Here is a 25,159-nt window from a genome sequence, read left to right on the forward strand (position 1 = left end):
TTTATCATGGCCGGATACTAATACCATCGGCAATCAGTTTCGCCTTTAAGGCAGCAATCTCAATAATACCTTTATGAAATACACTGGCCGCCAGGGCGCCATCAACGTCGGCCTGTTCAAACACATCGGTAAAGTGCTGCATAGTACCGGCGCCGCCGCTGGCGATTAGCGGCACTGTACAAATATCGCGGATGCTTCTTAGCTGGGCGATATCATAACCCTGGCGCACACCGTCCTGATTCATGCAGTTAAGTACTATCTCGCCGGCGCCACGGCTTAGCACCTCAGTAACCCAATCGCGGGTTAGCCATTGGGTCTTCTGCGTGCGGCTCTCGTCACCGGTAAACTGGTATACCTGATACTGACCTGATACGACATCAAAAAAGCTGTCGATACCCACCACCACGCATTGCTGGCCAAAGTTGTGGTTCAGCTCGTTGATCAGCTCTGGCCGTGCCAGAGCGGGGCTGTTAACAGAAATTTTATCGGCGCCCATCTCTAATATCTTCCCGGCATCGGCCACCGTTTTAATACCACCGGCGACACAAAACGGAATGTCGATCACTTCTGCTATGCGGCGCACCCAGCTTTTATCGACCACGCGGCCATCGCTCGATGCGGTAATATCATAAAATACCAGCTCGTCGGCGCCGGCTTCGGCATAACGCTGTGCTAATGGCACTATATCGCCGATAATTTCATGGTTACGAAACTGTACACCTTTAACCACTTTGCCATCGCGTACATCCAGGCAGGGAATTAACCGTTTTGCCAGCATGCTATGGCCTCCTCAAGCGTAAATTTACCTTCCAGTAAGGAGCGGCCCAAAATAACCCCGGCCACGCCGCTGCCAATTAAAGCGCGGATATCGTCCAGCTTGCCAATGCCGCCGGAGGCTTGCCACTGAATTTGCGGGTAATTAGCGGCTAACTCTTTATACAGCTTCACGTTAGAGCCGGTTAAGGTGCCGTCTTTGCTGATATCGGTGCACAGCACATGTTTCGCACCGGCGGCGATATAACCATCCAGCACCTGCTCCAGCGTAATGTTAGATTGTTCAATCCAACCGTGTGAGGGCAGGGTTTTCTCGCCGTTAGCATTTATTGCCACGTCCAGCGCCAGCACAATTTGCTCGCCGCCGTATTTGCGCACCCAGCCTTGTACCAGCCCGCTTTGGCGAATAGCCAGGCTGCCGATAACAACACGACCGGCACCGGCGTCGAGTAAATCAATTAAGTCCTGCTCGCTGCGCACACCGCCGCCAACCTGAATATGCAGCGGTGAGGCTGTCATCAGTTCGGTTAATAACTTCAGCTGGCGTTTAGTGGCATCTTTAGCGCCGGATAGATCAACAATATGCAGCCAGTCGGCACCGGCCTGGGCATATTGGTTTCGCAGGCCAAGCGGGCTGAAATCATATTGTGTGGTGTTGTCGTAACGGCCCTGATACAGCCGCACTACTGTACCGTCAATTAAGTCTATTGCCGGAATAATCATAATTGCCACTCCAGAAAATTCTGTAATAAACGCGCCCCGGTTTTGCCTGAGCGCTCGGGGTGAAACTGCGCGCCCACCACATTATCTTTGCCGATAACCGCAGCAAAATCGCTGCCATAATGGCACAGTGCCAATGAATGCCGGCCAGGCGCGACGGCAAAGCTGTGGACAAAATACACATAATCTGTGACAGAAAAACCGCGCATTAACGGGTGGTCGCTGATGCTGTGCAGCGTATTCCAACCCATATGCGGCAAGCGCAAACCGGCGCTTTGCATCGGTAGTACTTCAGATGGAATAAGGTTTAAACAAGCTACATCGCCTTCCATACTGTGGCGGGTAAGCATTTGCATACCCAAACAAATACCCAGCAGCGGTTGTTGCAGGCTTTGTAAGGTGTCAATCAGCTCAACCTGTTGCAGTTTGGCCATGGCGTTATGCGCCGTGCCTACACCCGGCAGCAGCACTTTATCTGCCGCTTTAATTACCTTGGCATCGCGGCTGATGCTGGCGTCTACGCCCAGGCGTTTAAAGGCAAAATACACCGAGCTGATATTGGCGCAGCCGGTATCAACAATCACCAGTTGCATCAGAGCACTCCTTTTGAGCTCGGCAGCGCTTCGCCGGATACGGTAATGGCCTGGCGCAGTGCACGGCCAAAGGCTTTAAACAGGCCTTCTACCTTGTGGTGTTTATTGCCTTCGGTAATGCTTAAGTGCAGTGTCATTAGCATGGCATCGCTTAACGAGCGGAAAAAGTGCGGCACCATCTCCAGGGTTAAACCGCCGACGCTGCCGTCGCCCAGTTCACCGTTAAACACAAACAGTGGCCTGCCGGATAAATCCAGCACGCATTCGGCGCGGCATTCATCCATCGGTAGTACAAAACCAAAGCGGTTAATACCACGCTTGTTGCCCAGCGCCTGCTTTAATGCCTGGCCCAGCGCCAGCGCGGTGTCTTCCACGCTGTGGTGATCGTCAATATGGTAATCGCCGGTAACCTTTACCTGCAGCGAAAAACCGCCATGGGTGGCAATTTGCTCCAGCATATGGTCAAAAAAGCCAACACCGGTGCCAAAAAAGTTATTGCCGCTGTTATCCAGATCAACACTGATTTCAATGTCGGTTTCGCGTGTGGTACGGCGCACTGTGGCTTTACGGCCACGGCTTAGCAGCTGTTTGGTAATCTCGTTCCAGCCCAGGGTGTCGCGGTTATACTGAAACGATGGCAGGCCCATGTTCTGTGCCAGCTGCACATCAGTTAGCCGGTCACCAATCACACAGGAGTTGGTAAAGTCGATTTTGCCCTGCTGCAGATAGTCTTTTACCAGCCCCAGTTTCGGTTTGCGACAGCTGCAGTTGTCACGCTCAAAGTGCGGGCAAATCAGCACGTCATCAAAGGTAATGCCTTGTGAGGTGAGCAATTGCATCATTTTGTCGTGCGGCGCATCAAAGGTTTCGCGCGGGAAGCTGTCGGTACCCAAGCCATCCTGATTAGTTACCATGACCAAACGGTAACCGGCGGCCTGTAGTTTTAATAACGCCGGCACTAAACCAGGCTCGTAGGCCAGTTTTTCCAGGCTATCGAGCTGCTTGTCAACCGGTGGCTCTTCTACCATGGTGCCGTCGCGGTCAATAAATAATATAGGTTGGCCACTCATGCGCGTTCTCTCTGTGTTGTTTGCTGTAATGCTGCCTGTTGCAGGGTTGTTGCTGAATCAAAGTAGTCGTCCATTACGCTGTATAATGCCTGCATTTCTGCCGGGCTGCCGATAGACACCCGCACCACCTGCGACAAGCCCAACTGCCCGGATTGATTCCGAACTAAAATGCCTTGCTGCGCCAGCGCTGCTACGCAGGCTGCCGCATCGTCTACTTGCAGCAATACATAGTTGGCGTTGCTGGGCCACACTTTACTAATGCCGCTGCGCTGCCTGGCATAAGCGCTAAACTCGGCCCGTAGCGTGTTTATCGTGGTTACTGTGCTTTGCATCAGCGCGACAGACTCTGCCGTTAAGGCTTGGGCGGCAATTTGCGCCACCGGTTCGGCCAGCGGGTAGGGCGCGATCATTTGTTTCAGCGCATTAATAATATCCGGCGCGGCCAGCGTAAAGCCACAGCGCAGGCCTGCCAACGCAAAGGCTTTAGACAGGGTGCGCAGTACGACTAAATTCGGATATTGCGGCAGTAAATCAACCACTGAGGCCTGCGGCGCAAATTCAATATAGGCTTCATCCAGCACCACTAAAGCGCTGTCTTTGTAGTGTTCCAGCACTGCGATGATTTGCTCACGCGGGATTAAATCGCCGGTGGGGTTATTCGGGCTGCAAATAAACACCAGTTTGGGCGTGGTAGAAAATAACGCGGCTAAATCCAGCTCAAAATCGGCCGTTAGCGGCACTATATTCACCGGCACCTGGTTACTTTGCGCGCTGATGGCATACATGCCGTAAGTTGGCGGGCAGATGCTGATGCTGTCTTGTTTCGGCTCGCAAAAGCTGCGGATCAAAAGCTCAATGCCCTCATCGGCACCGCGGCTTACCAATACCTGTTCGGGTGTTACACCGGCATAGGCCGCATAACTGTCAATCACCGCTTTGGGCTGGCATGACGGGTAGCGGTTAAAGCTGCCGCTTAAGCTATATTCCGGTGCCAGCGCGTTTTCATTGGCATTAAGCCAAATAGCGCCGCCGCTCATGCTGCTGCGGGCAGAGGCGTAAGGTACTATGGCTTTTACCGCCTCACGGGCCAGGGTATTAATACTGTTACTCATGGTTTATTCCTTTGCTTCATCTGTCAGAGCGGCCAGGCGTAAGGTTACGGCGTTGGCGTGCGCCTGCAGGCCTTCTGCTGTGGCCAGCACTTCAATTGCCGGGCCTATATTGCGCATGCCCTGCGCCGATAATGTTTGCACCGTGTAACGGCGGTAAAAGTCGGTTAACGATAAGCTGGAAACGGTTTTGCTGTAACCGTAAGTAGGCAACACATGGTTGGTGCCGCTGGCATAGTCACCGGCCGATTCCGGTGTCCACTTGCCAACAAAGATACTGGCGGCGCTGGTAAACTGCTCTGTCAGCGCTTCATCACAAGCGGTTTGCACTATTAAATGCTCCGGCGCGTAGGCATTGGTTACCGCAACGGCCTGCGCAAGATCAGCCGTTAAAATATAGCGGCTATGGCTAAGCGCGGCTGCGGCAATCTCTTGTCGAGGCAACTGAGCCAGTTGCTTCGCGACTTCAGCTTGTACTGCATCAATTAACGCTGCGCTGTCGCTGACTAAGATCACTTGGGAGTCCGGGCCGTGCTCGGCTTGTGACAATAAATCGGCGGCAACAAAGGCCGGGGTGGCGCTGCTATCGGCCAGTACCAGCACTTCCGATGGTCCGGCCGGCATGTCGATCATCGCGCCTTTGGCATCCTGGCTTACCTGCTGTTTGGCTTCGGTCACATAACGGTTACCCGGGCCAAAAATTTTATCGACTTTGGCAATGGTCTCTGTGCCATAGGCCAGGGCTGCTATCGCCTGAGCACCGCCAAGGGTGTAAATTTCGTTGATACCGCACAGCTCAGCGGCGTACAGAATCTCGGGGGCAATATCACCCGCGTCTGGTTTACCCGGCGGCGTGACCAGTACAATGCGCGCACAGCCGGCTAACTGTGCCGGTACACCCAGCATCAGCACGGTAGAGGGCAGCGGCGCGCTGCCGCCCGGAATATATAAACCTACTGCAGCAATGGCGCGGCTTTTCAGCTGGCAGACTACGCCAACACTGGTTTCTACCTCGATATCACGCGGCAACTGCGCAGCGTGGAATTTGCGGATATTGTCATACGCCAGCTCTATTGCCGCTTTACGCTGTGGCAGTAACTTATTTAGCTGCACCAGTTTTGTCTCAACGCTTAAGCGCAGTGGATTCGCGCTTAAACCATCAAACTGCCGGCTGTAGGCAATCAGTGCCTCATCACCTTGCCGGCGCACGCTATCAATAATAGTGCGCACCTGGCCGCTTAAGCTGGCAGAGTCGGCAAGCTCGGGCCTTGCCAGCGCCGCTTGTTGCTCGCTTTTTGACAATTGTGCCCAGTTAAAAACACTGGTAGCAGGTATAGAGGCCATAGCTACTCCATCATCTTTTCAATTGGCAGCACTAAAATCGAGCTGGCGCCCAGCGCTTTTAGCTGCTCCATGGTTTCCCAAAACAGCGTTTCACTGCTAACCACATGGATGGCCACCATATCGCTGTTACCAGCCAGTGGCAGCATCGTCGGGTTTTCGGCGCCCGGCAGCAGCGCAATCACTTCATCCAGGCGTGCACGTGGTGCGTGCAACATAATGTACTTGCTTTCATTGGCCTGCATCACGCCGTTGATGCGCGGCATCAGCTTGTTAATCAGCTTAAGCTGGCGCTCATCAGTAAGGTTTTTGCGCTGAATAAGCACGGCTTTACTGCGGTAAATCACATCCACTTCTTTTAAGCCGTTGGCTTCGAGCGTCGCGCCGGTAGATACCAGGTCACAAATGGCATCGGCTAAACCGGCGCGTGGCGCCACTTCGACTGAGCCTTTTAAATTCACAATGCGGGCATTAACGCCTTGCTGTTTTAAATAACGAGCCAGCAAGCGCGGATAGGTAGTAGCGATGGTTTTACCTTCCAGCGACGCTGCACCGCCGTAGTTTTCTTCCTGCGGCACGGCAATGGATAAGCGGCAGCCGCCGAAATCCAGCCGCTTTAATACCGTGTAATCAAAGCTGTCGTTGTCGAGTTTACGCTGTAAGGATTCTTCTTCCAGTACGTTTTCGCCAACGATGCCCAAATCACAGACGCCGTCCATCACCAGGCCCGGGATGTCGTCATCACGTACGCGCAGGATATCAATATCCATATTTTCCACATGGGCGATAAGGCGCTGCTCGCGCAGGTTGATTTTTAAGCCACAGCTGGTGAACAGGGCCTGAGAGTCGACCGACAAGCGGCCGGATTTCTGCATGGCGATACGTAAGCGTTTAGATTCTGTTGCCGGACTCATACTGGTCTCCGTGACGATATTTAAAATGTGTAAGGCGAATAAACAAAAACCCCGGGCCTGGGCTCGGGGTTTTTGTTGCTGTACCACCGGAGCGCCAGAAAACAGCCCTCCGGAATATCCGGACGGCTAGTCGCTATGATGATGCAGTACAGTGACAGTTTTCATTTCGCAATTCTTGCTAACTAAGATATTATACAAGTTAATCGTTTCGGATTTAAACTGCAAGCAAAAGTTCAGTCAGTATTAGTGTGTTATTTTATCTTAATGCTTTGTTTTTATTTAGCTATTGTTTTAAGTTGGTTTTTTGTGCTGAAATTAATATTGCTGAAACTACCTGAATTCACCAAATTTATGATTGAAATATCGCCAGCTTGTATAGTCAATTTGTGTCAGGCAGGCAATTGTTGCAGCTGTCTCGGGCTTTGCGTCAGCAGTTCGTAACCGTCTTGGGTAATGACAATGTCATCCTCAATTCGTACGCCGCCAAAACCGGGTTTATATAAGCCAGGCTCAATAGTTATAACCATACCCGGTTGTAACCGCACGTCACAGCCGCGGCGCATCAGTGGGTATTCGTGCAGTGCTAAACCGACACCATGGCCTAAACCCTCGCCAACATAGGCAGCATAAGGCGAGGCCGTCAGTACAGCTTGGGCTATCTGATCGAGCCGGTGGCCGCTGACACCGGGTTTTACCGCAGCCAGTGCCGCCTGCTGTGCGGTCAGCACGGTGTGATAAAACTGCTGCTGTTCCGCACTGGCCTGGCCCAGCACCACAGTGCGGGTCATATCAGAGCGGTAGCCTTCAACGCGGGCACCAAAATCGAGCAGGATCCAGTCACCAGGTTCAAAGCAGCGCTGGCCCGGCTTACCATGAGGTAAAGCACTGCGCTCACCTGACAGCAGTATGGTAGGGAAGGCCAGCTCATCAGCGCCCAGCGCATAGATTTTTTGCTGCAGTAAATCCGCTGCTTGCCGCTCTGTCATGCCAATCTGCAATTGTGGCAGTAGCCAGGCTAACGCCTCGTCGGCAATAATGGCGGCCTGGCGCAGGCATTTTAACTCGTGCGGATCTTTGCAGGCGCGCAGCTGCTCAGGCAGATTAGTGGCCGGGCTCAGGGTAATGGCTAAGTCATGTTGCAGCTGCATAAACAGTTCAACACTTAAGTGGCCATATTCCAAATGCAGGCGGCTGACAGCAGTTGGCTGCAGTAAAGAGGCGATACATTGCCCCAGGCTCTGCGCTGAGCGATCGCGACAGATAATGTCAAAGCCGGCACACTCAGCCTGCGCCTGTTCGGTATAGCGATAATCGGTGATCAGGAATTGCTGCTGTGCGGTGATCAGCAAACTGGCTGAGCTGCCGCTAAAACCCGACAGATAGCGGATATTTAATGGTTCAGTCAGCAGCAATGCCTGATAGTTCAGCTGTGCCATCATCTGGCGTAATTTGCGTAAGCGCATTGGCAGATCCCTGATTGTTTTTGTATACAATATCCAAAATGATTAGCTGTAGCAAGCGCTGTTTTTGCCGCGCTGCTAAGTTATTGCTGCAGCAATAAATGTATTTGATATACTGCATACCATGTCAATGCAAAAGCAGGCTCTGTAATGGTTGTTGAATATAAAACCCGAACCCAGGTAGTAGTTGAGGCGATCCGGGAAAAAATTCTTACCGGTGCCATTAAAGCGGGTGAGCCACTGCGACAAGCGGCGCTGGCGGATGAGTTAAAAGTAAGCCGTATTCCGGTGCGTGAAGCGCTGCTGCAGTTGGAAGCCGAAGGCCTGGTAGAGTTTGAAGCGCATAAAGGCGCTACTGCCACTAAACTGTCGGCAGAGCAGGTGACCGAATTATTTGAATTGCGAGCCTTACTGGAATGCGAATTGCTGCGGATGGCAATACCCAAGCTAACCGAAGCCGAGCTGGCGCAAAGCGAGCAATTGCTGCAGCAAATGAGTGCAGCCTATCAGGCGGCCGATACCTCAGGTAGCTGGAGTGAGCTGAACAGCCGCTTTCATATGAGCTTATACCGGGCAGCCAACCGGCCGCTGACTTATGAGATGGTGCAAAACCTGAACAGCAATTCTGATCGCTATATCCGCGTGCATTTAATGCTGGCCGGCGGCGTTAAAAAAGCCGGGCCGGAGCATGAAAATTTATTGCAACTGGTACGGCAGAAAAAAGCCGACGCCGCTTGTCAGTTGTTAAAACAGCATATTCTCGGCGCTGCGGCCGAAATTAAACTGCTGGTGACCAAGCTGGATGCCGGCTAACTAACCAGGCGCCGGTTTTTCGTTGCTAAAACAACAAAGCGGGCAGCATCAGTGCCCGCTTTGTTGTGGTTACTCCACCATATACACGGTTAAATCGACATTATTAAAGCCCTCCAGCGTATTGACCATAATATGGTAATAGCTGCCGGCGACAATATTTGTCAGATGGATTTTCTGCGTGGTACCGCGGGTGATGCTGGATGCGCCATCATAATTGCCCGGCGTCGGCCAGCCCTCGCGTTTAACATACAGCTGGGCATCACCTGTGCCGTTGTCCAGGGTAAAATACAAAGCCTTGGCCTGTGGTGGCACGTATACCCACTGATACAGAGCATAATTGCTGCTAAGCATGGGCCATTGCTGCAGCGAGGTTAAAGTGCCCAGTTTCCAGCTTGCGGTTACATTGGCATCAGTAAATTGGCGATAGCCGTGCAACATCACAAACCAGTCCGGCTGTTGTGGTTGTAAAATACTGACTTGCTCAGCATTGCCAATCACATAGGGGCGGTAATCCCACTCTGTCAGGCTGGGCGCCAGTTGCTGACGCACATATAAGTCGAGATCACCACTGCCGCCTGCAGTGGCAATTTTCACATCATAGGCGTTATCTGGCAGCGTAATACGGAAGTGTTGCTCAGAATCACGCGCGCCGCTAACCATTACCGGCACGCCGTTTTGCAGTTGGGTAACCGGGTCAGTGTTGTTGCTGCAATCTTCGTTGCTGACGATGCAGTCCAGCCAGTTATGAAACTCAGCGTCAAACTGGTTGCCCCAGGCGGCAATAATTTCTGCATAAGGCGTGTAGTCGGGCAGCTCCGGCATGTTGTCATCATTGATTTGGCCACAGGTCCAGACCCAGTTGCCCTCACTCCATTCGCTGTCGTCATACAGCCAGCTCCAGTTATTGGCAATGGCCTCGCTCTTACTTTGCCAACCCCAGTCGAAGCTGCAGGGCGCATCGGAGATCAGGTATTTTACCGCGCGCATGCTGGGCAGCAATTCGTTGTCGATGCGCTGACGCTGGCGCTCAAACATAAAGCGGGTGGCCAGGTAGCCCCAGTGGTAGGTACGGGCAGTATTGCTGTTAGCATAAGTGGTTTGAAACAGCTCACTTAGCTGATAGGTTTTATCCGGTGCCGCCGCCAGTGCGGTGGGGTTGTCATTGCCCTTCGATGAATATTCGGCCAGGCCTTCGCCCCACCAGACAGAGTTAGCCGGCTGATCACTAAAGCTGCCCCATTGGTTAAAGCGACCATCCAGGTAGTGCACATATTCATGTTCTAAATTCCATACCACAAATTCCGGCTGCAACCAGGTAGCCTGATAAGCAATAAAACGCGCCTGATTGTTTGGATCAGACGGCGTGCCTTCCAGATACATACCGCCGTTATTGGTATTGATATTGAAAAAGGTACCGGCGTAGTTCTGATAATCGGCTGAAGAGCTGAAAATGACCATTTCCAGTGCGGTGTTATTGTCGTTGGCCACCGGGCTGCTGTGGCCGAACAGGGTATGGAAGCTTTGCTCCTGTATCGCCAGATCAGTACAAATTTGCTGTAAGTTGCTGGCCGCTATCGGTTGCTGATAGCGCAGTTTCAACGTATCGCCACAGTTATGCCGGCCACTGAGTACCGTGCTTTCCAGATCAAAGTCACAAGCATCGCCGTACAAATGGCAATTAGCGCTGTCGTAAAATTTCACCATGCCCTGGGCATTCACCCAGCCGTTAGAGCCTGTGCCATCATACTGATAGGTGCTGAGAATAGTTTGCAACGCCGGACGCACCTGCTGTGCAATAGCACCACCAAACTTAAGCAAGCGCCCAAGCTCGGTTACGGCATCTGACCATTGATACTCGCGGGTATGGCCGACCAGCCACAGGCCGTCAGTCATAACAAAATTGCGCAGATTATTGATAATTTGCGGCTCGCTCAGCAGCAGTTGCTGCAGAGCAGTGCTACCGTTATTAGTGGCATTATAATAGTGGGTTAACACCTGAGTCAGGCCGTTTTCTTCATAGGCCAGACCCCAGTTATCGCTGCGCGATACCGTATCGGTATAGCCTTTCAGTGCCTGACTAAAACGGGCTAAATAGCGCAGCGGATCGGTACCGGAGCTGTTCACCAGGATCAGCATTTCATAGCGCAGCATAAAATTGCGTGACGCATTGCCGTCAAAACGAACAAAGTGTGCGCCGGCAAAATACTGATCAAAGGCCTGCTGTAGGGTATGCAGATAGACGGCGCTAAACTGGCGGTTGCTGCCGGATTCTACCCAGTGCATGGCGCGCAGGTAGCTGACCAGCTTCTCCAGTTCGGCAGCACCGCTGGCATCTGAGCCATCAAAACCCGCCATCCGGCTGTGGATCGCTTGCACCACAGTGAGAATTTTATCGTCGCTAAAGTGGCCGCTGCCTAATAAATTGCTGTCATAAAGTGCATATAAGCAGCTGGTTAAAATGGCATTTTCAATGGCACTGATCAGCGCCGCACCGCTAAGTGGCAGCAGAGTGTCAGGTGAGGTGCAACTGCTTTGTGTGAGTAATTGGCGCTGTGCTGACATAGCTTTGTCGGCATCGGGGACCAAGTGCGCCGGCAACGGCAGTTGGTTGCGTTCGGCGTGCAACCTGGCCTGCACTTTTTCAAATTCATGCGGCGATACCAGCCGCGGCGGTTTTGGGCTGTGCTGGCGTACATTGTGCTCGTGGCCATGTTGTAAGTCCTGCGCCAGCAGGCCAGGATGCGACGGTGAGGCCGGTTCACCGGCCAGCAGGGTGCTGCTGCCAAATAGCAGGCTAAGCAGCAAGGTGTTTGTTTTCATTTATGTTTGTTCCTTCTCGTGCTGTTGTTATAGTTAATCTGCCGTTAACGGCTGCACTAAATTAGCATAAAAAATATTGTATACAATATAATGTTATAGTTTGATTTACGTCTAAAACCGGGCAGTAAATAGCGTTTTGACATAAGAGAAATAAGGGACAACAGAAATTGCTTTATTGGATATTGTATGCAATAAAAATGCTTGCTAAGCTGCAATGCCGACTTTCCAGCAGGAAATATTATGACTGTCCGTTATATGCTGATGGCTGCCGCGTTATTGTCAATGCCGCTGGCCGCGTCTGACCCATCTGTTATGCAATCTGCTTACCAGCAGGCGCAGCAGTATTTTTACCCCAATGTGCGGCCTTTAGTGCTAAATGCTGAGTTGCCGTTTTACTGGCAACAGCAAGGCTATTGGTTTAGCCGGCAGCAAGCCGGTGGCCGCCGCTTTTACTTTGCCGACAGCTTGCAACAGCCGGTAAGGCAACTGGATATGGTTGAACTGGCACGTGCATTGGGGGCAAGCGCAGTGCCGGATGTGGATAACTTGCAGCTGCAACTAAGCCGCAGCGACAACGTGTGGCAAGCAAAATTGCAGTATCAGCAGCAAAGCTGGCAGTGCGACCTGGCGCAATCGCTGCCGCTGCAAAAAAAGCCGGCGCAAGCGCAGTATCAGTGCCGGGTGGTAGCACAGCCAACTGCCGTAACATCTCCGGATCAGCGCTGGCAGCTTAATAGCGTGGCGCATAATCTGCAGTTAACTGAGCTGAGCACCGGCAGCGTGCAACAACTGACCACAGATGGCAGTGCCGACTATGCCTGGGGCGAGTTAAATGATTGGTATCAGCTGGACCAGATTAATGGCGCGGCGCAAACACCAAAGCGCAGCACGCAGTTTGTTTGGTCAAAGGGTAGCCGCTTTGCCGCCACCTTTGTGCTGGACAGGCGTACTATGCCAAGCCTGCATATGCTGCAAAATATGCCGCCGCAGGGCCACAGCGCGGTATTACACTCGTACAAGCGCGCGTTGCCCGGCAATGATCTGCGCTCGCATTATCAGTTGGCGATTGTCGATACGCACAGTGCCAAAGTGACGCTGACGCAGTTGCCACCACTGGAAACCACGCAAAACTGGGGCGATGTCAGCTGGCATGACGATGGTTTTTTCTATCTGGTGGCGCGCGACCGTGGCATGCGGGCGCTGACATTGTGGCAAATTGATACCGCAGGTGTTGCAACGATTAAATGGCAGGAGCGCAGCGAACAGTTTCTCGATTATGCCAAACACGCTATTGCCTGGCTGGACGCAAAGCAGTTTGTTTTTAGCTCTGAGCGCGATGGCTGGAACCATTTATATTTGCAGCAAGCAGGTGGCAACATACAGCAGCTTACCAAAGGCGAGTTTGTTGTGCGCCAACTGCATGGCGTAGATCCCGAAAACCAGCAGCTGTATTTCTCTGCGTCCGGTCGCGAGAGTGGCGATCCGTACTTTCGCTACCTGTACCGGATTAATCTGGATGGCAGTGCGCTTACCTTGCTGACACCGGAATATGCTGATCATCAGGTGAGTCTGGCGCCAGACTGGCAGCATTTTTATGACAGCTATTCCCGCGTTGATTTGCCGACCGTCAGCACTATACGCCAAAGCACAGATGGCAGCTTGCTGCAAACGCTGGCGGTGGCCGATGACAGCGCGCTGCGCGCTACCGGCTGGCAGCCGCCGGAGCCCTTTAGTGTGCTGGCGCGTGATGGCAAAACACCGCTGTATGGCCTGATCTATAAACCTGTCAATTTTGACCCGGCCAAACGCTATGCGGTGGTGCAGCATATGTATGCCGGGCCGCATACTATCGTGAGTGCTAAGCGCTTCTCCCGCGGCTTTGCCAATACCGAAACACCGCTGGCCCAGTTGGGTGTGGTGGTGGTTAATTTAGATCCGCTGGGTACCGCGCACCGTTCGCGCGCCTTCCAGCTGCACAGTTATAAGAATCTCGGTGATATAGGCGGGCCGGATTATATCAGCGGCTTGCGGCAACTGGCCGCCAAAAGGCCTTATCTGGATTTAAGCCGGGTGGGGGCCTATGGCCATTCTGCCGGCGGTTATGATGCCGCCAGGGCGCTGCTGAAATACGGCGATGTTTATAAAGTGGCGGTGGCCTCGGCCGGGAATCACGATCATCGCATGTCAAAAGCCTGGTGGCCGGAAATGTGGATGGGTATGCCGGAAGAAGGCGAGCATTATGATAGCAACAGCAATATGACGCTGGCGCATCAGTTAAGCGGCAAACTGTTATTAGCTACCGGCGATTTGGACAATAATGTTAACCCGGCCAACAGTTTCCGGCTGGCTGCAGCCATTCAGGCGGCGGGCCGTGATGTCGATTTGCTGCTATTGGCCAATAAAGACCATGATTTGCGCGAAGACAGCTATTTTACCAGGCGGCGCTGGGACTATTTTGTCCGGCATTTACTTGAGCAAACACCACCGGCGTTTTTTTACATCAACAGCAACTGAGTAACATAACGCGGCGGTCGTTAATGCAGCAAAAATTAATGCGCCGCGTTATCAATCAGGCTTTGCCGTGCATCCAGTACACCAGTTTGTCGGCCAGTAAATACAACAGTATCGCCGCTAATATAGCCGTCAGGCTAAAACCACTGAAGATGGCCAGCGCATTGGTTACCATCTGCTGTTCATTATCAGTGTCACCGGTATCCAGCAGGGCACCAATCAGACCAGCCAGTTTATTGGCCGCGGCCAAAAACAGATACCAGGCACCCATTAGCAGCGAGACCACTCTGAGCGGTGCCAGCCGGCACACCAGAGCTAAGCCAATCGGTGACAGGCACAGCTCACCCAGGGTAAAAAACAGATAGGCGAACACCAGCCACCAGAGGCTGGCTTTAGTATCAGCGCTGTATTGCAGGCTGGCACCGACCATAAATAAAAAGCCGATACCTAACAGCAGTAAACCCAGCGCAAACTTAAGCGGCGAATTGGGTTCTGCTTTACCCAACTTTAACCATAAAACGGCCATCAGAGGCGCAAAGATCAAAATAAACAGTGGGTTAAGTGACTGAAAGTAGGTGGGGTTAATCTGCCAATTGCCGACACTGCGGTCAGTAAAGCGATCGGCATAGATATTCATCAGACCGCCGGCCTGCTCAAAGCCGGCCCAGAAAATAATGGTAAACAGCCCCATAATCAGCAATACCTTGAGCCGGTCAATTTCTGTTTTGGTCAGTGCTGCACTGTGCTGTGGCTGTAAACGCCGGGCTTTGCGCGCCGCTGGTTCAGTGCCGATACTGCCCAGCATCGGTTTAGCCAGACTAAGTTGCAGCAGCAGGGCCAGCAGCATGCCGACCCCCGCCAGCAGAAAACCGGCCTGATAGTTACGCACCAGCTCACCATTTTGCTGATAGCCGAAGGCGTCAATGGTGATGCCAACGGCAATACCGGCGAGAAACATACCGGCGTTAATACCGAGGTAAAACACGGTGAACGCACTGTCGCGGCGTGTGTCGGTGGCAGAGTACAAGTCACCGACCATGGTGGAAATATTCGGCTTAAATAAGCCGTTGCCCAACACCAACAGCGCCAGGCCGCTGTAAAATGCCGGTAGTGGTGAGGCAAACCAGTGATGCGGCAGCGCCAGACAAAATTGCCCCAGCGCCATTAGTACCGCACCGGCCAGAATGGCAGTGCGCTGTCCCAGCCAGTTGTCGGCCAGCCAGCCGCCGATAAGCGGCGTCACATATACCAGCATGGTAAAGGTACCGTAAAGTCGCAGCGCACTGGCATGAGCCCAGCCCAGGCCGCCACCTTCAGCGCGCACCTGGTCTACCAGGTACAGCACCAGCAGGGCGCGCATAGCGTAATAGGAAAAGCGCTCCCACATTTCGGTGCCAAACAGTAAAAATAAGCCTTTAGGATGACCAAAGCAGTCAGTTAAGTTGTTTTGCATGATGACAAGATCCGGATAAATCGGGTGATGAAAAAGGCGGAACCTGTTGTGTTACAGGCCCGCCTGAGAGCAGCGATACCAACCGGGTGGCTAGAATTGGTAGCGCACGACTAACGACACGGTGCGGTTGCTTTGCAGAACGGTGGCGGTGTTCCAGTCCGGGTTGGCGGCAAAGCTGTTGTCGGTTTGCGTAATTTGCGCCACTTCATTGACGCTCAGTGGCGTGTCAAAGTTAAACAGGTTAAACACGGTAGCTTTAACCGAGAAATCGCCGTCGCCCAGCTGGCGCTGGTAGGTCAGGCTCAGGTCAAATTCGTATAACCAATCGAGCCGGCCGGCAGAGCCGCGCGGTGCTGGCGTGCCGTCCCAGTCGTAGAATGAGCTTTCATCGTACCACTGGCTGGCACACCAATCGGCCCATAAGCTGGGCTCGGCGCAGCTGTCGACACCGGTGGGGTGAATGCTGAACTTGTTCAGTGGTGCGCCTGAGGTAGCGCGGGCAACAAAGCCCAATGTCCAGTTGTCGCTGATGTCATACACACCGCTTAGTTTAAAGGCATGACGGTGATCGTTTGGCAGGTTGCCGGCGGCGTGGTCCATTAAATCGGCATAGTCGTATGAGGTGGTCCAGCCAGGATCGGCCTGGCCGTTATCGGTGCGCACCAGCCCCTCTGTCATGCCCCAGTTATGCGACCAGACGTAAGAGAACCACAGTTGCAAATCGTCTGTTGGTTTGCCATCCAGGGTAAACTCCCAAGCCAGATATTTACGCTCGGGTTTGGGCAGGCGTAAGTCTGCCGCTGATAGCGCTACGGTTTCTTTAACGCCATCTAAGTCAAAGTCGTAGTGGAAGGTAACGTCCTTACCCGGGTTAATCAGCGTATAGAAATAATACTCGTTGGCATTGTTGGCAATATTATTTTGCTGCAGCCACTGCGCCACTACCGGACCTAAGTCGCTGTCTTCTATTGATTGCTTCAGGTCGCGATAGACAAAACGTACACCGCCTTTGACCTTGTCATTAAACTGGGTTTCATAGCCCAGGGTAAACTCATCAGAATACATCGGCCCCAGGTTGTCTGCTGCGATACGCTCAACATCGACTGCGCCGCTTTGCACCACGTTAGTGGCCACCAGCGCGCCGTGGCTGGGCGCACCATCGGCACCTAATACCAGGCTGCCGTCGCTGTTTAACTGATCTGGCAGGTAGTAATTATAAACATCACGCTGGCCGCTGGCTTGTTTGATATTCATATTGGCCGATACCGGCTGAAAGTAGCGGCCAAAAGTAGCAAATACTTTGCTGTCACCAGTGCCTGTCGGGTCCCAAATCAGTTGTAACCGTGGCGCCAGCTGGTCGTCCAGCTCAACATAGTTTTCACCGGTGGTGGCGGTGTTTTCAAAGCTGCTGTAGCGCAGGCCGGCGTTAAGTACCAGATTATCGTTAATTTGCCAGCTGTCCTGCAGGTAAAACGCCAGTGAGTTCACTTCGGTTTTGCCGCCGGTATCGCGCTGGCGCCGCATTACATAAGTACCGGCATCTAACCCAATCCGTGGTATAGCGACATAAGTACGGTATTCCCACCAACCGCGGGCTTCTGCTTCACCATTTTGAAACTCGAGGTAATCGACACTAAGCTTTTCACTGTCCAGACCAAATTGCAGGGTGTGATCATCAAGCAGATAAGTAAAATCGAGCCGGAACTGATCGCGCTGATAGGTTTCGCTAATCAAATTGCTGGTGGTCCAGTCACCATAGCGCTGGCCGTTCAGATTAACGTAATCCCAAATGCCGGGCAGGCGGTTAGTTGGGATAGTGTCTGCCGAGTCTTCCAGCCGGCCTAAGGTGGCCGACACGGAAAAGTCGTCGGTGATAAAACCCTGATAGCGCGCTGAGTACATAGTGCCGCCGCTGGTACTTTTGGTCACGCCACTGGCATCGCCCTTACCGTCTTGCTGATCCCAGCTAAAGTTGTCGTACCGCAGTTTGGCGCTGTTATCCAGGGCGGTAAAGGTCACCACGTGGTCATCACTGATGTACCAGTCCATATTAACAAACCAGCGGCTGTCGTCTTTTTCATGTTCGGTAAATACCGTCGCGGCGCTGTTGGCATATTGCGAGCGGTATTTTCTCGGGTTAAACAGGGCATAGACAAACAACTTATCCTCTATCAGGGCGCCACTGGCCCAGACATTGGCTTCATAGAATTCAGCTTCCGAGTCTTTATTGTTAATAGAGATGCTGCCACCCGGGTTATATACTGTGCTATGGGCTGAGTGCAGGGCCGCCGGATCATAACGCAGCTCGGCACCAAAGCGGCTGTCGTTACCGCCGGTTTTCGATACTGCATTAACTACGCCACCAATAAAGCGGTCGTATTCAGCCGAAATACCGCCGGTTTTTACCTGAGTTTGTGCTATTGCTTCCCATGGCAGGTCAATAGAACCAATGCCGGTGCGCAGGGCGCTGATATTCATGCCATTTAAAAAGTAGCCGTTTTCCGCCGCCGAAGCGCCGCCAAAACTGGAAGCTTTAAATTCTGAGCTTCGCGCTACACCCGGGGTCAATAGGGCAATATTTTCAAAGCCGGTGTTTACCGGCATCTGATCCAGCGTTACGGCATCAAAGGTCAGGCCGGCAGTAGAGTCACTGGTGTCAATACGCTGAATACGTGAGCCCATTATGGCAATTTTTTCAATGCTATCGCTGCTGCTTAGCACCGGCGCATAGGTAACCGCCTGACCCAGGCTGATGCTGATGCGTTCACCATCAATCACCGGCTTGCCATCTTGCGTAACGCTAACGCTGTATTCGCCCACCGGTAGCGCGCGCAGCACGTATTCACCTTTGCTGTTAGTCTGTACGGTGCGGCTAAAACCCTGTTGTAAATGGCGTAACGTAATGACCACATCAGTTAGCTGGCTGCCGTTTTGCGCACTAATAGTGCCTTTAAGTAAACCGGTGGTGTTGTCCTGGGCCAGCGCCGGGCTGCCAGACAGTGCCAGCGCCATAGCGGTGGCCAGCACGGAGAGCTTGATGTTTTTTGCTGTGTTAAGTTTCATCACTGTTGCTTCCTGTATATTGTATATTCTGATTATGGTTAAAGGTTTTTGCCTACCGCTGCAAAAATTCCGCCCTAAGCGGCGAAAAAAAATTCAGAAGCGATTGATCCGAAATGTTGTCAGATCAAGTGCCGGCGCCTGTTTCTGCAGGCAACTGGTCAGCAACTCGGCGCTAAATGCCGCTTGGGTTAAGCCCAGATGTTGGTGGCCAAAGTTGTAATAGATGCCACTGTGGCGCGGGCAGGGGCCCAGCACCGGCAATGAGTCGGGTAATGATGGCCGGTTACCAGCCCAGACGGTATGGTTAGCAAATAAGTCAGCTGGGGGTTTAACCGCGGTTGTGCGCTGGCGCAGCAACTGGTCGGCATGTTGCTGCAGTACCGTAGCGCGCTGATAATCGGGTTTGGCGTGCAGGCCGGCAAATTCTGCCGTACCGGCCAGACGCAAGCCCTGTTGCATCGGTGTCATAATGCATTTGCGCTCCAGTGAGCTAACCGGCCGGCTCAATGCCACCGGCGCTAACATCAGGTGATAGCCACGCTCGGCTTCAAGCGGTACTCGCCAGCCCAATTGCCGTGTTAGCTGCGCCGAGTGGGCGCCGGCGGCAATAATCAGCTGCTGACAGACAATTTCTCTGTCGTCGCAGATTAGCTGTTGCCGGTTTGGGCCCGGGATCAGCTGGCGCACTTCGGTGCGCAGATACCGGCCGCCGAGTTGGCAAAACTGCCGATAAAGTTGCTGACACAGCAGCAGCGGATTGCTGCTGTGGGCTACTTCAGTAAAATCCAGCGCAGCACTCAGCGTTGCAGCCAATGCCGGCTCCAGCTGCTGCAGTTGTTGTCTGTCACACCAGCGCACATCAATGCCGGCGGTGCGATAGGCCTGATATTGCTGTTGCAGCGCACTGATATTGCGGTTTTCTGTCACCAGCAGCGCGCCGTTATATTGGATTTGCTGGCTGAGCTGACAGCTGTGCAGTAGTTTTTGCCAACTGGCCAGGCTGGCATGGTTTAAGCCACTTAACGCCCGTTGATGGGCATCGCGTTTACTTTTACGCATATTGGCAACAAAGCGGGCGAACCACGGCAGCGCTTGCAGTAAATAACCGGCGCGAATACGCAGAGGCCCAAGTGGATTGAGCAGCATAGCCGGCAATTGGCTTAACAGCGCCGGCTGCGCCAGCGGGAATACCTGCTCGGTAGCAAAGTGGCCGGCATTACCGGCGGAGCAACCCTGGCCAATACCCTTGGCATCGAGTAGCAGCACGTCAAATCCGGCTTGTTGCAAAAATAGCGCATTGCTTAATCCCACTATACCGCCACCGATAATACAGACCTGTTGCACAGTAAAACTCCAAAATCACTTGATAATGTAGATTGTATACAATATTCTTTATTCAACATCAATGATAGAGGTTAAAAAAGATGCAAGTAAACTGGCAAGGTGTCTATCCGGCAATCTCCACCCAATTTCAGGCTGACGGCAGTATTAACTACGCGGCCAATGCCCGTATGTTAGAGCAGCTGATAGCTGATGGCATTGACGGCATTATTGCGCTGGGTACGGTGGGCGAAAATGCTTCACTAACGGCGACAGAGAAGCGGGAGTTTTTGCAGCAAACGGTAAAGACGGTGGCCGGGCGCATTCCGGTGATTGCCGGTTGCACAGAGCACAGTGCCGCTCAGGCCATTGATTATATTAAGGCCGCCGAACAGATTGGTGTCGATGGCATTATGCTGCTGCCGGCGGTGGTGTACCGCGGCACTGACAGAGAAGTGTTGGTGCATTATCAGACGGCCGCCCGCGCTACCCGGCTGCCGATTATGTTGTACAACAACCCGGTTAGCTACGGCGTGGATATTAACCTGGAGATGACGGCCGTTCTGGCAGAAGAGCCGAATATTGTTGCCATTAAAGAATCCACCACTGACACCCGCCGCATTACCGAGCTGCAAAGTCGCTTTGGCGAGCGATTTCAGATTTTCTGCGGTGTTGATGACATTGCGCTGGAGTCGGTATTGCTCGGTGCCACCGGCTGGATCTCCGGTTTAACCAATGTGTTTCCGCGCGAATCGGTAATGTTGTTCCGACTGGCCCGGGCCGGGCGCATTAACGAGGCGCGGGAAATTTACCGCTGGTTTATGCCGCTGCTGCGGCTGGATACCATTCCAACCCTGGTGCAGTGCATCAAGCTGGCAGAGCAACTGCTTGAGCGCGGCAGTGAGAATGTGCGTTTGCCGCGGTTGGCATTACAGGGCACCGAGCGGGCCTATGTTGAGCAAGTGGTTGCTCAGGCACTGCGTACCCGGCCTGATTTGAGCAAATATCAAGCCGTGCCGGCTGAATAACCAAGCGGGGACTGTTTGTGTTAAAAGGAACCTATTTTTGTGTCGATGCCCATACCTGCGGCAATCCGGTGCGGCTGGTAACCAGCGGTCATCCTGTGCTGCGCGGCAACACTATGAGTGAGAAACGGCTGGATTTTCTCGCCCACCATGATTGGATCCGTAAAGGCCTGATGTTTGAGCCGCGCGGCCACGCCATGATGTCAGGGGCATTTTTGTACCCGCCTTGCTCAGACAATGCCGATGCCTCGGTGCTGTTTATTGAAACCAGTGGCTGCTTGCCGATGTGCGGCCACGGCACCATAGGTACAGTAACAGCGGCGATAGAAAGTGGTTTGTTAACGCCGAAAACGCCGGATGAGCTTATTTTGGATGTGCCGGCCGGGCAAATTCGCGTCAGCTACCGTCAGCAGGGCGACAAAGTGCTGGCGGTGAAAATTATCAATGTGCCGTCCTATCTGGCGATTGCCGATGCCCGCGTCACAGTGCCGGGGCTGGGGGAGCTGAACATTGATGTTGCTTATGGCGGTAACTTTTATGCCATTGTCGAGCCGCAGGCAAATTTCCCCGGTTTAGAGCACTGGAGCGCCGACAAGGTGCTGCACTTTAGCCCGCTGCTGCGCGACGCGATGAACAGCGCTTATCAGTGTCAGCATCCGCTGGATAGCAGTATTAGCGGCGTTAGCCATGTGCTGTGGACCGGCGTGCCGAAAACCGCCGGTTCCGATGCGGCCAATGCGGTGTTTTATGGCGACGGCGCTATCGACCGCTCGCCTTGTGGCACCGGCACCAGTGCCCGTATGGCGCAGCGTTTTGCCCGTGGTTTGTTACAGCAGGGCCAGCGTTTTGTGCACGAGAGTATTATCGGCAGCCAGTTTAGCGGTGTGGTGGAAGCGGTCACTGAAGTGGCCGGTTGCACAGCAATAATACCGTCCATTGAAGGCTGGGCGCACGTTTATGGTTATAACCAGATCCGCATCGACGATGCCGATCCCTACGCCGCAGGCTTTTTGGTGAGGTAATGATGATTACAGGACAACATTATATCGGCGGCCACTGGTGTGGTCAGCCGCTAAGTACTAACACAGCGTTTAATCCGGCGCAAAACACGGCGCTGCCCTGGTGTTTTGCCGAAGCGGGGGAGGCCGAGTTGCACAGCCTGCTTGAGCAGGCCACGGCGGCCTTTGCGCTATATCGTTATGTAACAAACGCTGCCAGAGCTGATTTTCTCGATGCGATTGCTGCTGAACTGGAGCAGCGTAAAGCCGATATTATCAGCACTATGCTGCAGGAAACTGCGTTAGCACAAGCCAGAGCGCAGAGTGAGCTCGGCCGCACCTGCAACCAGTTGCGGTTATTTGCCACAGAGCTGCGCGCGCCGGCTGACGATTGCAGCCTGCCAGCCTTACCTGAGCGCCAACCGCTGCCAAGGCCGGCGCTGCGGCTTGGCAAAGTACCGCTTGGCCCGGTGGTGGTGTTTGCCGCCAGTAATTTTCCGCTGGCGTTTTCGGTCGCCGGTGGCGATACCGCCTCAGCGCTGGCCGCCGGCTGTCCGGTGATTGTCAAAGCGCATAATGCGCATCCGGCCACGTCTGAGCTGGCAGCGCGTGCTATAGCAGCGGCAGCAGATAAAACGGCGATGCCGGCCGGGGTGTTTACGCTGGTGCATGCCCGTCAGCATGCATTTTCAGAGGCGCTGATCCGGCATCCGGCGATTAAAGCGGTGGCCTTTACCGGCTCTGAGCAGCTGGGCATGCATTTTCAGCGTTTGATATGGCAACGGCCGGTACCTATTCCGTTTTTTGGCGAGCTGGGCTCACAAAACCCGCTGTTTGTGTTGCCGCAATATCTGGCGCAGCATAATGACAGTTTTGCCAGCCAACTGGCGCAGTCAGTGCTAAATGGCTGCGGTCAGTTTTGCACCCGGCCCGGCTTAGTGTTTGTGCTTAAAGGGGCTGAGGCATTGCAGACGCAACTTAAACAGCATTTTAGCCAGGCGCAGGCCGGCGCCATGCTAACGGCGAAAATTGCCAGCCATTACCGCGCCGGCTGTCAGGCGTTGTTGCAAACGGATGGTGTAACCCTGCTGGCGCAAGGCCAGGGCGAGGAAACGGCGTGTTATACCCGGCCGCGGTTGTTTCTGACCACTGCCAATGCGTTTATGCAACAAGGCAGCTTGCAGCAGGAGATTTTTGGCCCGGCTACAGTGTTGATTGAATGCGCTGACCTAACCCAGATGCAGATGCTGGCCACCACCTTACAAGGCCAGTTAACGGCCACGCTGTATGCCACTGAGGCGGAACTGGCTAGCGCTCAGGGGTTATTGCACGAGCTGGAATTACATTGCGGAAGGCTTATTTATGCGCAAATGCCAACCGGGGTTGAAGTCTGTGCCGCTATGCAGCATGGTGGACCCTTTCCGGCCACTACCGACAGCCGTTATACTGCGGTAGGCAGCCGGGCAGTACAGCGTTTTTTACGGCCACTGTGCTATCAGAACTTTCCACCGCATAACGGAGATACAGCATGAGCAGACAAATTGGTGGCGCAAGCACCGCAGATGCACTGGCGCAGTTAAACGATATGACGGCCGGCGTAGTGCCGATAGCGGCGGACGAATTCCGCCAGCGCTTAGCCAATGCCTGTCAGCTAATGCAACAGCAGCAGTTGGATGCCATGCTACTGACGGCCGGCACTAATTTGTACTATTTCACCGGTTTGCGTTGGTACGCCAGTGAACGCTTAGTGGCGGCACTGCTGCTGGCCGATGGCAGCCTGCATTATATTATTCCGGAGTTTGAGCGCGGTACTATAGCGCCACTACTGCTGTTACCCGGCCAGCTGCACGGCTGGCAAGAGCACGAAAGCCCGTATCAGCTGTGTGTGCAGCTGCTGCAGGGCAAAACCGCGCTGGCACTGGATGAAAGTGCAACGTTTTTTATTGCCGATGGTTTAAAAAACGCTAACCCAGCCTTGCAACTAACTAATGCTGCCAGCGTTAGTGCTACATGCCGGCGCTGTAAATCTGCAACCGAGCTGGCGATTATGCAGCGGGCGATGGATATGACGCTGGCCGTGCATAAAGCGGTGGCCGGTATCTTATATGCCGGCATTAGCACAGCTGAAGTTGAAGCTTTTATCGATGCGGCGCATCGTAAGGTCGGGGCGGCAGAGGGCAGTTATTTTTGTATTGTGCTGTTTGGTGGCGACACCGCTTATCCGCACGGTGTGGCTAAGCCCAAAGCACTGGAAGACGGCGATATGGTGTTAATAGATACCGGTTGCCGCTTGCACGGCTATTTGTCTGATATTACCCGCAGCTATGTATTTGGCACACCAAGCGCGCGCCAGCGTGACGTGTGGCAACATGAAAAAGCCGCTCAGGCTGCTGCCTTTGCCGCTGCTGCTATCGGCGTGCCGTGCCAGCAGGTCGACCGGGCGGCGCGCAGTTATTTACAGCAACAGGGTTACGGTCCAGGTTATCAGTTACCTGGCCTGCCGCACCGCACCGGCCATGGTATTGGCCTGGATATTCATGAGGGGCCTTATCTGGTTGAGGGCGACGAACAGCCACTGGAAGCGGGCATGTGCTTTAGCAACGAGCCGATGCTGGTGCTGCCGGGTGAGTTTGGCGTGCGGCTGGAAGACCACTTTTATATGACGGAGCAAGGGCCGTGCTGGTTTACTGAGCCGGCACTGGCTGTTGATCAGCCATTTAACTAAACGGGCATGAATGAACTTTAGCGTCTTTGGCTATCTCTTAAATTAAAGTTAGTGTTGTGTTTGCCGATAACAGTAGCTAACACCAGATGCAACTGCAGGAGACGGTGATGGACGCTTTTATGCCCTTTGTACAGCGCGTACCCGGCACGCCGGTCGAGCCTGATCCCAAGCAGGTTGTACCGGTATTTAAGGATGCGCGCTTAAGCCCGATTAAAGCAAATGAACAGAAATTCCTTATTCTGACCCGGCCTGCACGCAAGCACGACCGGCGCCAACAAGAGTATCCCGAGGCGCCTTACACTACGCCGGAAGAAGATTTGCATGTCGATAAAGACGGCCATCTGGATATTTTTGTCTGAATTTGCCCGCTGTTAAGGCATAATAGCCGCCTTATTTTGCTGCCGGTTGTATCAGTGTTGCCTACTTCCTTTTATTACAAACTGAGTTGTT

19 protein-coding genes are annotated in these 25,159 nt (G+C 53.4%); 7 read left to right on the forward strand and 12 right to left on the reverse strand.

Annotation, left to right across the window (positions count from 1 at the left end):
• Positions 1-4 precede the first annotated feature (4 nt).
• The 8 genes from hisF to ACTZWV_RS15530 all read right to left on the reverse strand — a co-directional run bounded on the left by hisF (position 5) and on the right by ACTZWV_RS15530 (position 7,984).
• Entirely contained in the window at positions 5-778 is a 774-nt protein-coding gene (hisF, locus tag ACTZWV_RS15495) for an imidazole glycerol phosphate synthase subunit HisF (protein ID WP_444787410.1), read from the reverse strand.
• Positions 760-1,497, reverse strand: coding sequence for a 1-(5-phosphoribosyl)-5-[(5-phosphoribosylamino)methylideneamino]imidazole-4-carboxamide isomerase (gene hisA, locus ACTZWV_RS15500; RefSeq protein ID WP_444787411.1), 738 nt, complete (start codon positions 1,495-1,497; stop codon positions 760-762). The genes hisF and hisA overlap by 19 nt, the downstream gene beginning before the upstream one ends.
• Entirely contained in the window at positions 1,494-2,087 is a 594-nt protein-coding gene (gene hisH / locus ACTZWV_RS15505; protein WP_444787412.1) for an imidazole glycerol phosphate synthase subunit HisH, read from the reverse strand. Before hisH ends, hisA begins: the two co-directional genes overlap by 4 nt.
• Positions 2,087-3,157 (reverse strand): bifunctional histidinol-phosphatase/imidazoleglycerol-phosphate dehydratase HisB, encoded by a 1,071-nt coding sequence (gene hisB / locus ACTZWV_RS15510; protein WP_444787413.1) that lies wholly within the window; start codon positions 3,155-3,157, stop codon positions 2,087-2,089. Before hisB ends, hisH begins: the two co-directional genes overlap by 1 nt.
• A complete protein-coding gene (gene hisC / locus ACTZWV_RS15515) occupies positions 3,154-4,269 on the reverse strand; it encodes a histidinol-phosphate transaminase (protein ID WP_444787414.1) in 1,116 nt (371 codons plus the stop codon). The genes hisB and hisC overlap by 4 nt, the downstream gene beginning before the upstream one ends.
• 3 nt (positions 4,270-4,272) lie before the next feature.
• On the reverse strand, positions 4,273-5,610 hold the full coding sequence (gene hisD / locus ACTZWV_RS15520; RefSeq protein ID WP_444787415.1) for a histidinol dehydrogenase: 1,338 nt from the start codon (positions 5,608-5,610) through the stop codon (positions 4,273-4,275).
• A 2-nt stretch (positions 5,611-5,612) separates the two neighbouring features.
• Positions 5,613-6,521 carry an ATP phosphoribosyltransferase gene (gene hisG / locus ACTZWV_RS15525; RefSeq protein ID WP_444787416.1) on the reverse strand — a complete coding sequence of 303 codons (909 nt, stop codon included), beginning with the start codon at positions 6,519-6,521 and terminating at the stop codon, positions 5,613-5,615.
• Positions 6,522-6,910: 389 nt separating this feature from the next.
• Complete coding sequence (locus ACTZWV_RS15530; RefSeq protein ID WP_444787417.1) at positions 6,911-7,984, reverse strand: M24 family metallopeptidase; 1,074 nt, start codon at positions 7,982-7,984, stop codon at positions 6,911-6,913.
• A 147-nt stretch (positions 7,985-8,131) separates the two neighbouring features.
• On the opposite strand from ACTZWV_RS15530, the gene ACTZWV_RS15535 reads away from it, so the two are divergent.
• Positions 8,132-8,794: a GntR family transcriptional regulator gene (locus ACTZWV_RS15535; protein WP_444787418.1), complete on the forward strand. Its 663-nt coding sequence runs from the start codon at positions 8,132-8,134 to the stop codon at positions 8,792-8,794.
• 69 nt (positions 8,795-8,863) lie between these two features.
• Here the strand turns inward: ACTZWV_RS15535 and ACTZWV_RS15540 are convergent, their stop codons facing one another.
• A complete protein-coding gene (locus tag ACTZWV_RS15540; RefSeq protein WP_444787419.1) occupies positions 8,864-11,614 on the reverse strand; it encodes a collagenase in 2,751 nt (916 codons plus the stop codon).
• A gap of 240 nt (positions 11,615-11,854) precedes the next feature.
• Between ACTZWV_RS15540 and ACTZWV_RS15545 the strand changes: the two genes are divergently transcribed.
• Positions 11,855-14,128, forward strand: a complete 2,274-nt coding sequence (locus tag ACTZWV_RS15545) for a DPP IV N-terminal domain-containing protein (RefSeq protein WP_444787420.1) — start codon at positions 11,855-11,857, stop codon at positions 14,126-14,128.
• Between the two features lie 55 nt (positions 14,129-14,183).
• Here the strand turns inward: ACTZWV_RS15545 and ACTZWV_RS15550 are convergent, their stop codons facing one another.
• The 3 genes from ACTZWV_RS15550 to ACTZWV_RS15560 all read right to left on the reverse strand — a co-directional run bounded on the left by ACTZWV_RS15550 (position 14,184) and on the right by ACTZWV_RS15560 (position 19,985).
• Positions 14,184-15,578 (reverse strand): peptide MFS transporter, encoded by a 1,395-nt coding sequence (locus ACTZWV_RS15550; protein WP_444787421.1) that lies wholly within the window; start codon positions 15,576-15,578, stop codon positions 14,184-14,186.
• A gap of 90 nt (positions 15,579-15,668) precedes the next feature.
• Entirely contained in the window at positions 15,669-18,641 is a 2,973-nt protein-coding gene (locus tag ACTZWV_RS15555) for a TonB-dependent receptor (protein ID WP_444787454.1), read from the reverse strand.
• A 93-nt stretch (positions 18,642-18,734) separates the two neighbouring features.
• The gene (locus ACTZWV_RS15560) at positions 18,735-19,985 is read right to left on the reverse strand and encodes an NAD(P)/FAD-dependent oxidoreductase (RefSeq protein ID WP_444787422.1); all 1,251 of its coding nucleotides are present in this window, start codon (positions 19,983-19,985) and stop codon (positions 18,735-18,737) included.
• A gap of 80 nt (positions 19,986-20,065) precedes the next feature.
• Here ACTZWV_RS15560 and dapA point away from each other — a divergent pair, with 80 nt between their 5' ends.
• The 5 genes from dapA (at position 20,066) to ACTZWV_RS15585 (ending at position 25,068) form a co-directional block, all read left to right on the forward strand.
• The gene (gene dapA / locus ACTZWV_RS15565; protein ID WP_444787423.1) at positions 20,066-20,989 is read left to right on the forward strand and encodes a 4-hydroxy-tetrahydrodipicolinate synthase; all 924 of its coding nucleotides are present in this window, start codon (positions 20,066-20,068) and stop codon (positions 20,987-20,989) included.
• 17 nt (positions 20,990-21,006) lie between these two features.
• Positions 21,007-22,008 carry a 4-hydroxyproline epimerase gene (locus ACTZWV_RS15570; RefSeq protein ID WP_444787424.1) on the forward strand — a complete coding sequence of 334 codons (1,002 nt, stop codon included), beginning with the start codon at positions 21,007-21,009 and terminating at the stop codon, positions 22,006-22,008.
• On the forward strand, positions 22,008-23,516 hold the full coding sequence (locus ACTZWV_RS15575; RefSeq protein WP_444787425.1) for an aldehyde dehydrogenase (NADP(+)): 1,509 nt from the start codon (positions 22,008-22,010) through the stop codon (positions 23,514-23,516). Before ACTZWV_RS15570 ends, ACTZWV_RS15575 begins: the two co-directional genes overlap by 1 nt.
• Complete coding sequence (locus ACTZWV_RS15580; RefSeq protein ID WP_444787426.1) at positions 23,513-24,709, forward strand: M24 family metallopeptidase; 1,197 nt, start codon at positions 23,513-23,515, stop codon at positions 24,707-24,709. Before ACTZWV_RS15575 ends, ACTZWV_RS15580 begins: the two co-directional genes overlap by 4 nt.
• A 107-nt stretch (positions 24,710-24,816) precedes the next feature.
• Entirely contained in the window at positions 24,817-25,068 is a 252-nt protein-coding gene (locus ACTZWV_RS15585; RefSeq protein WP_444787427.1) for a hypothetical protein, read from the forward strand.
• Positions 25,069-25,159 lie beyond the last annotated feature (91 nt).

Source organism: Rheinheimera sp. NSM, assembly GCF_052380015.1.
Classification (GTDB): Bacteria; Pseudomonadota; Gammaproteobacteria; order Enterobacterales; family Alteromonadaceae; genus Alishewanella.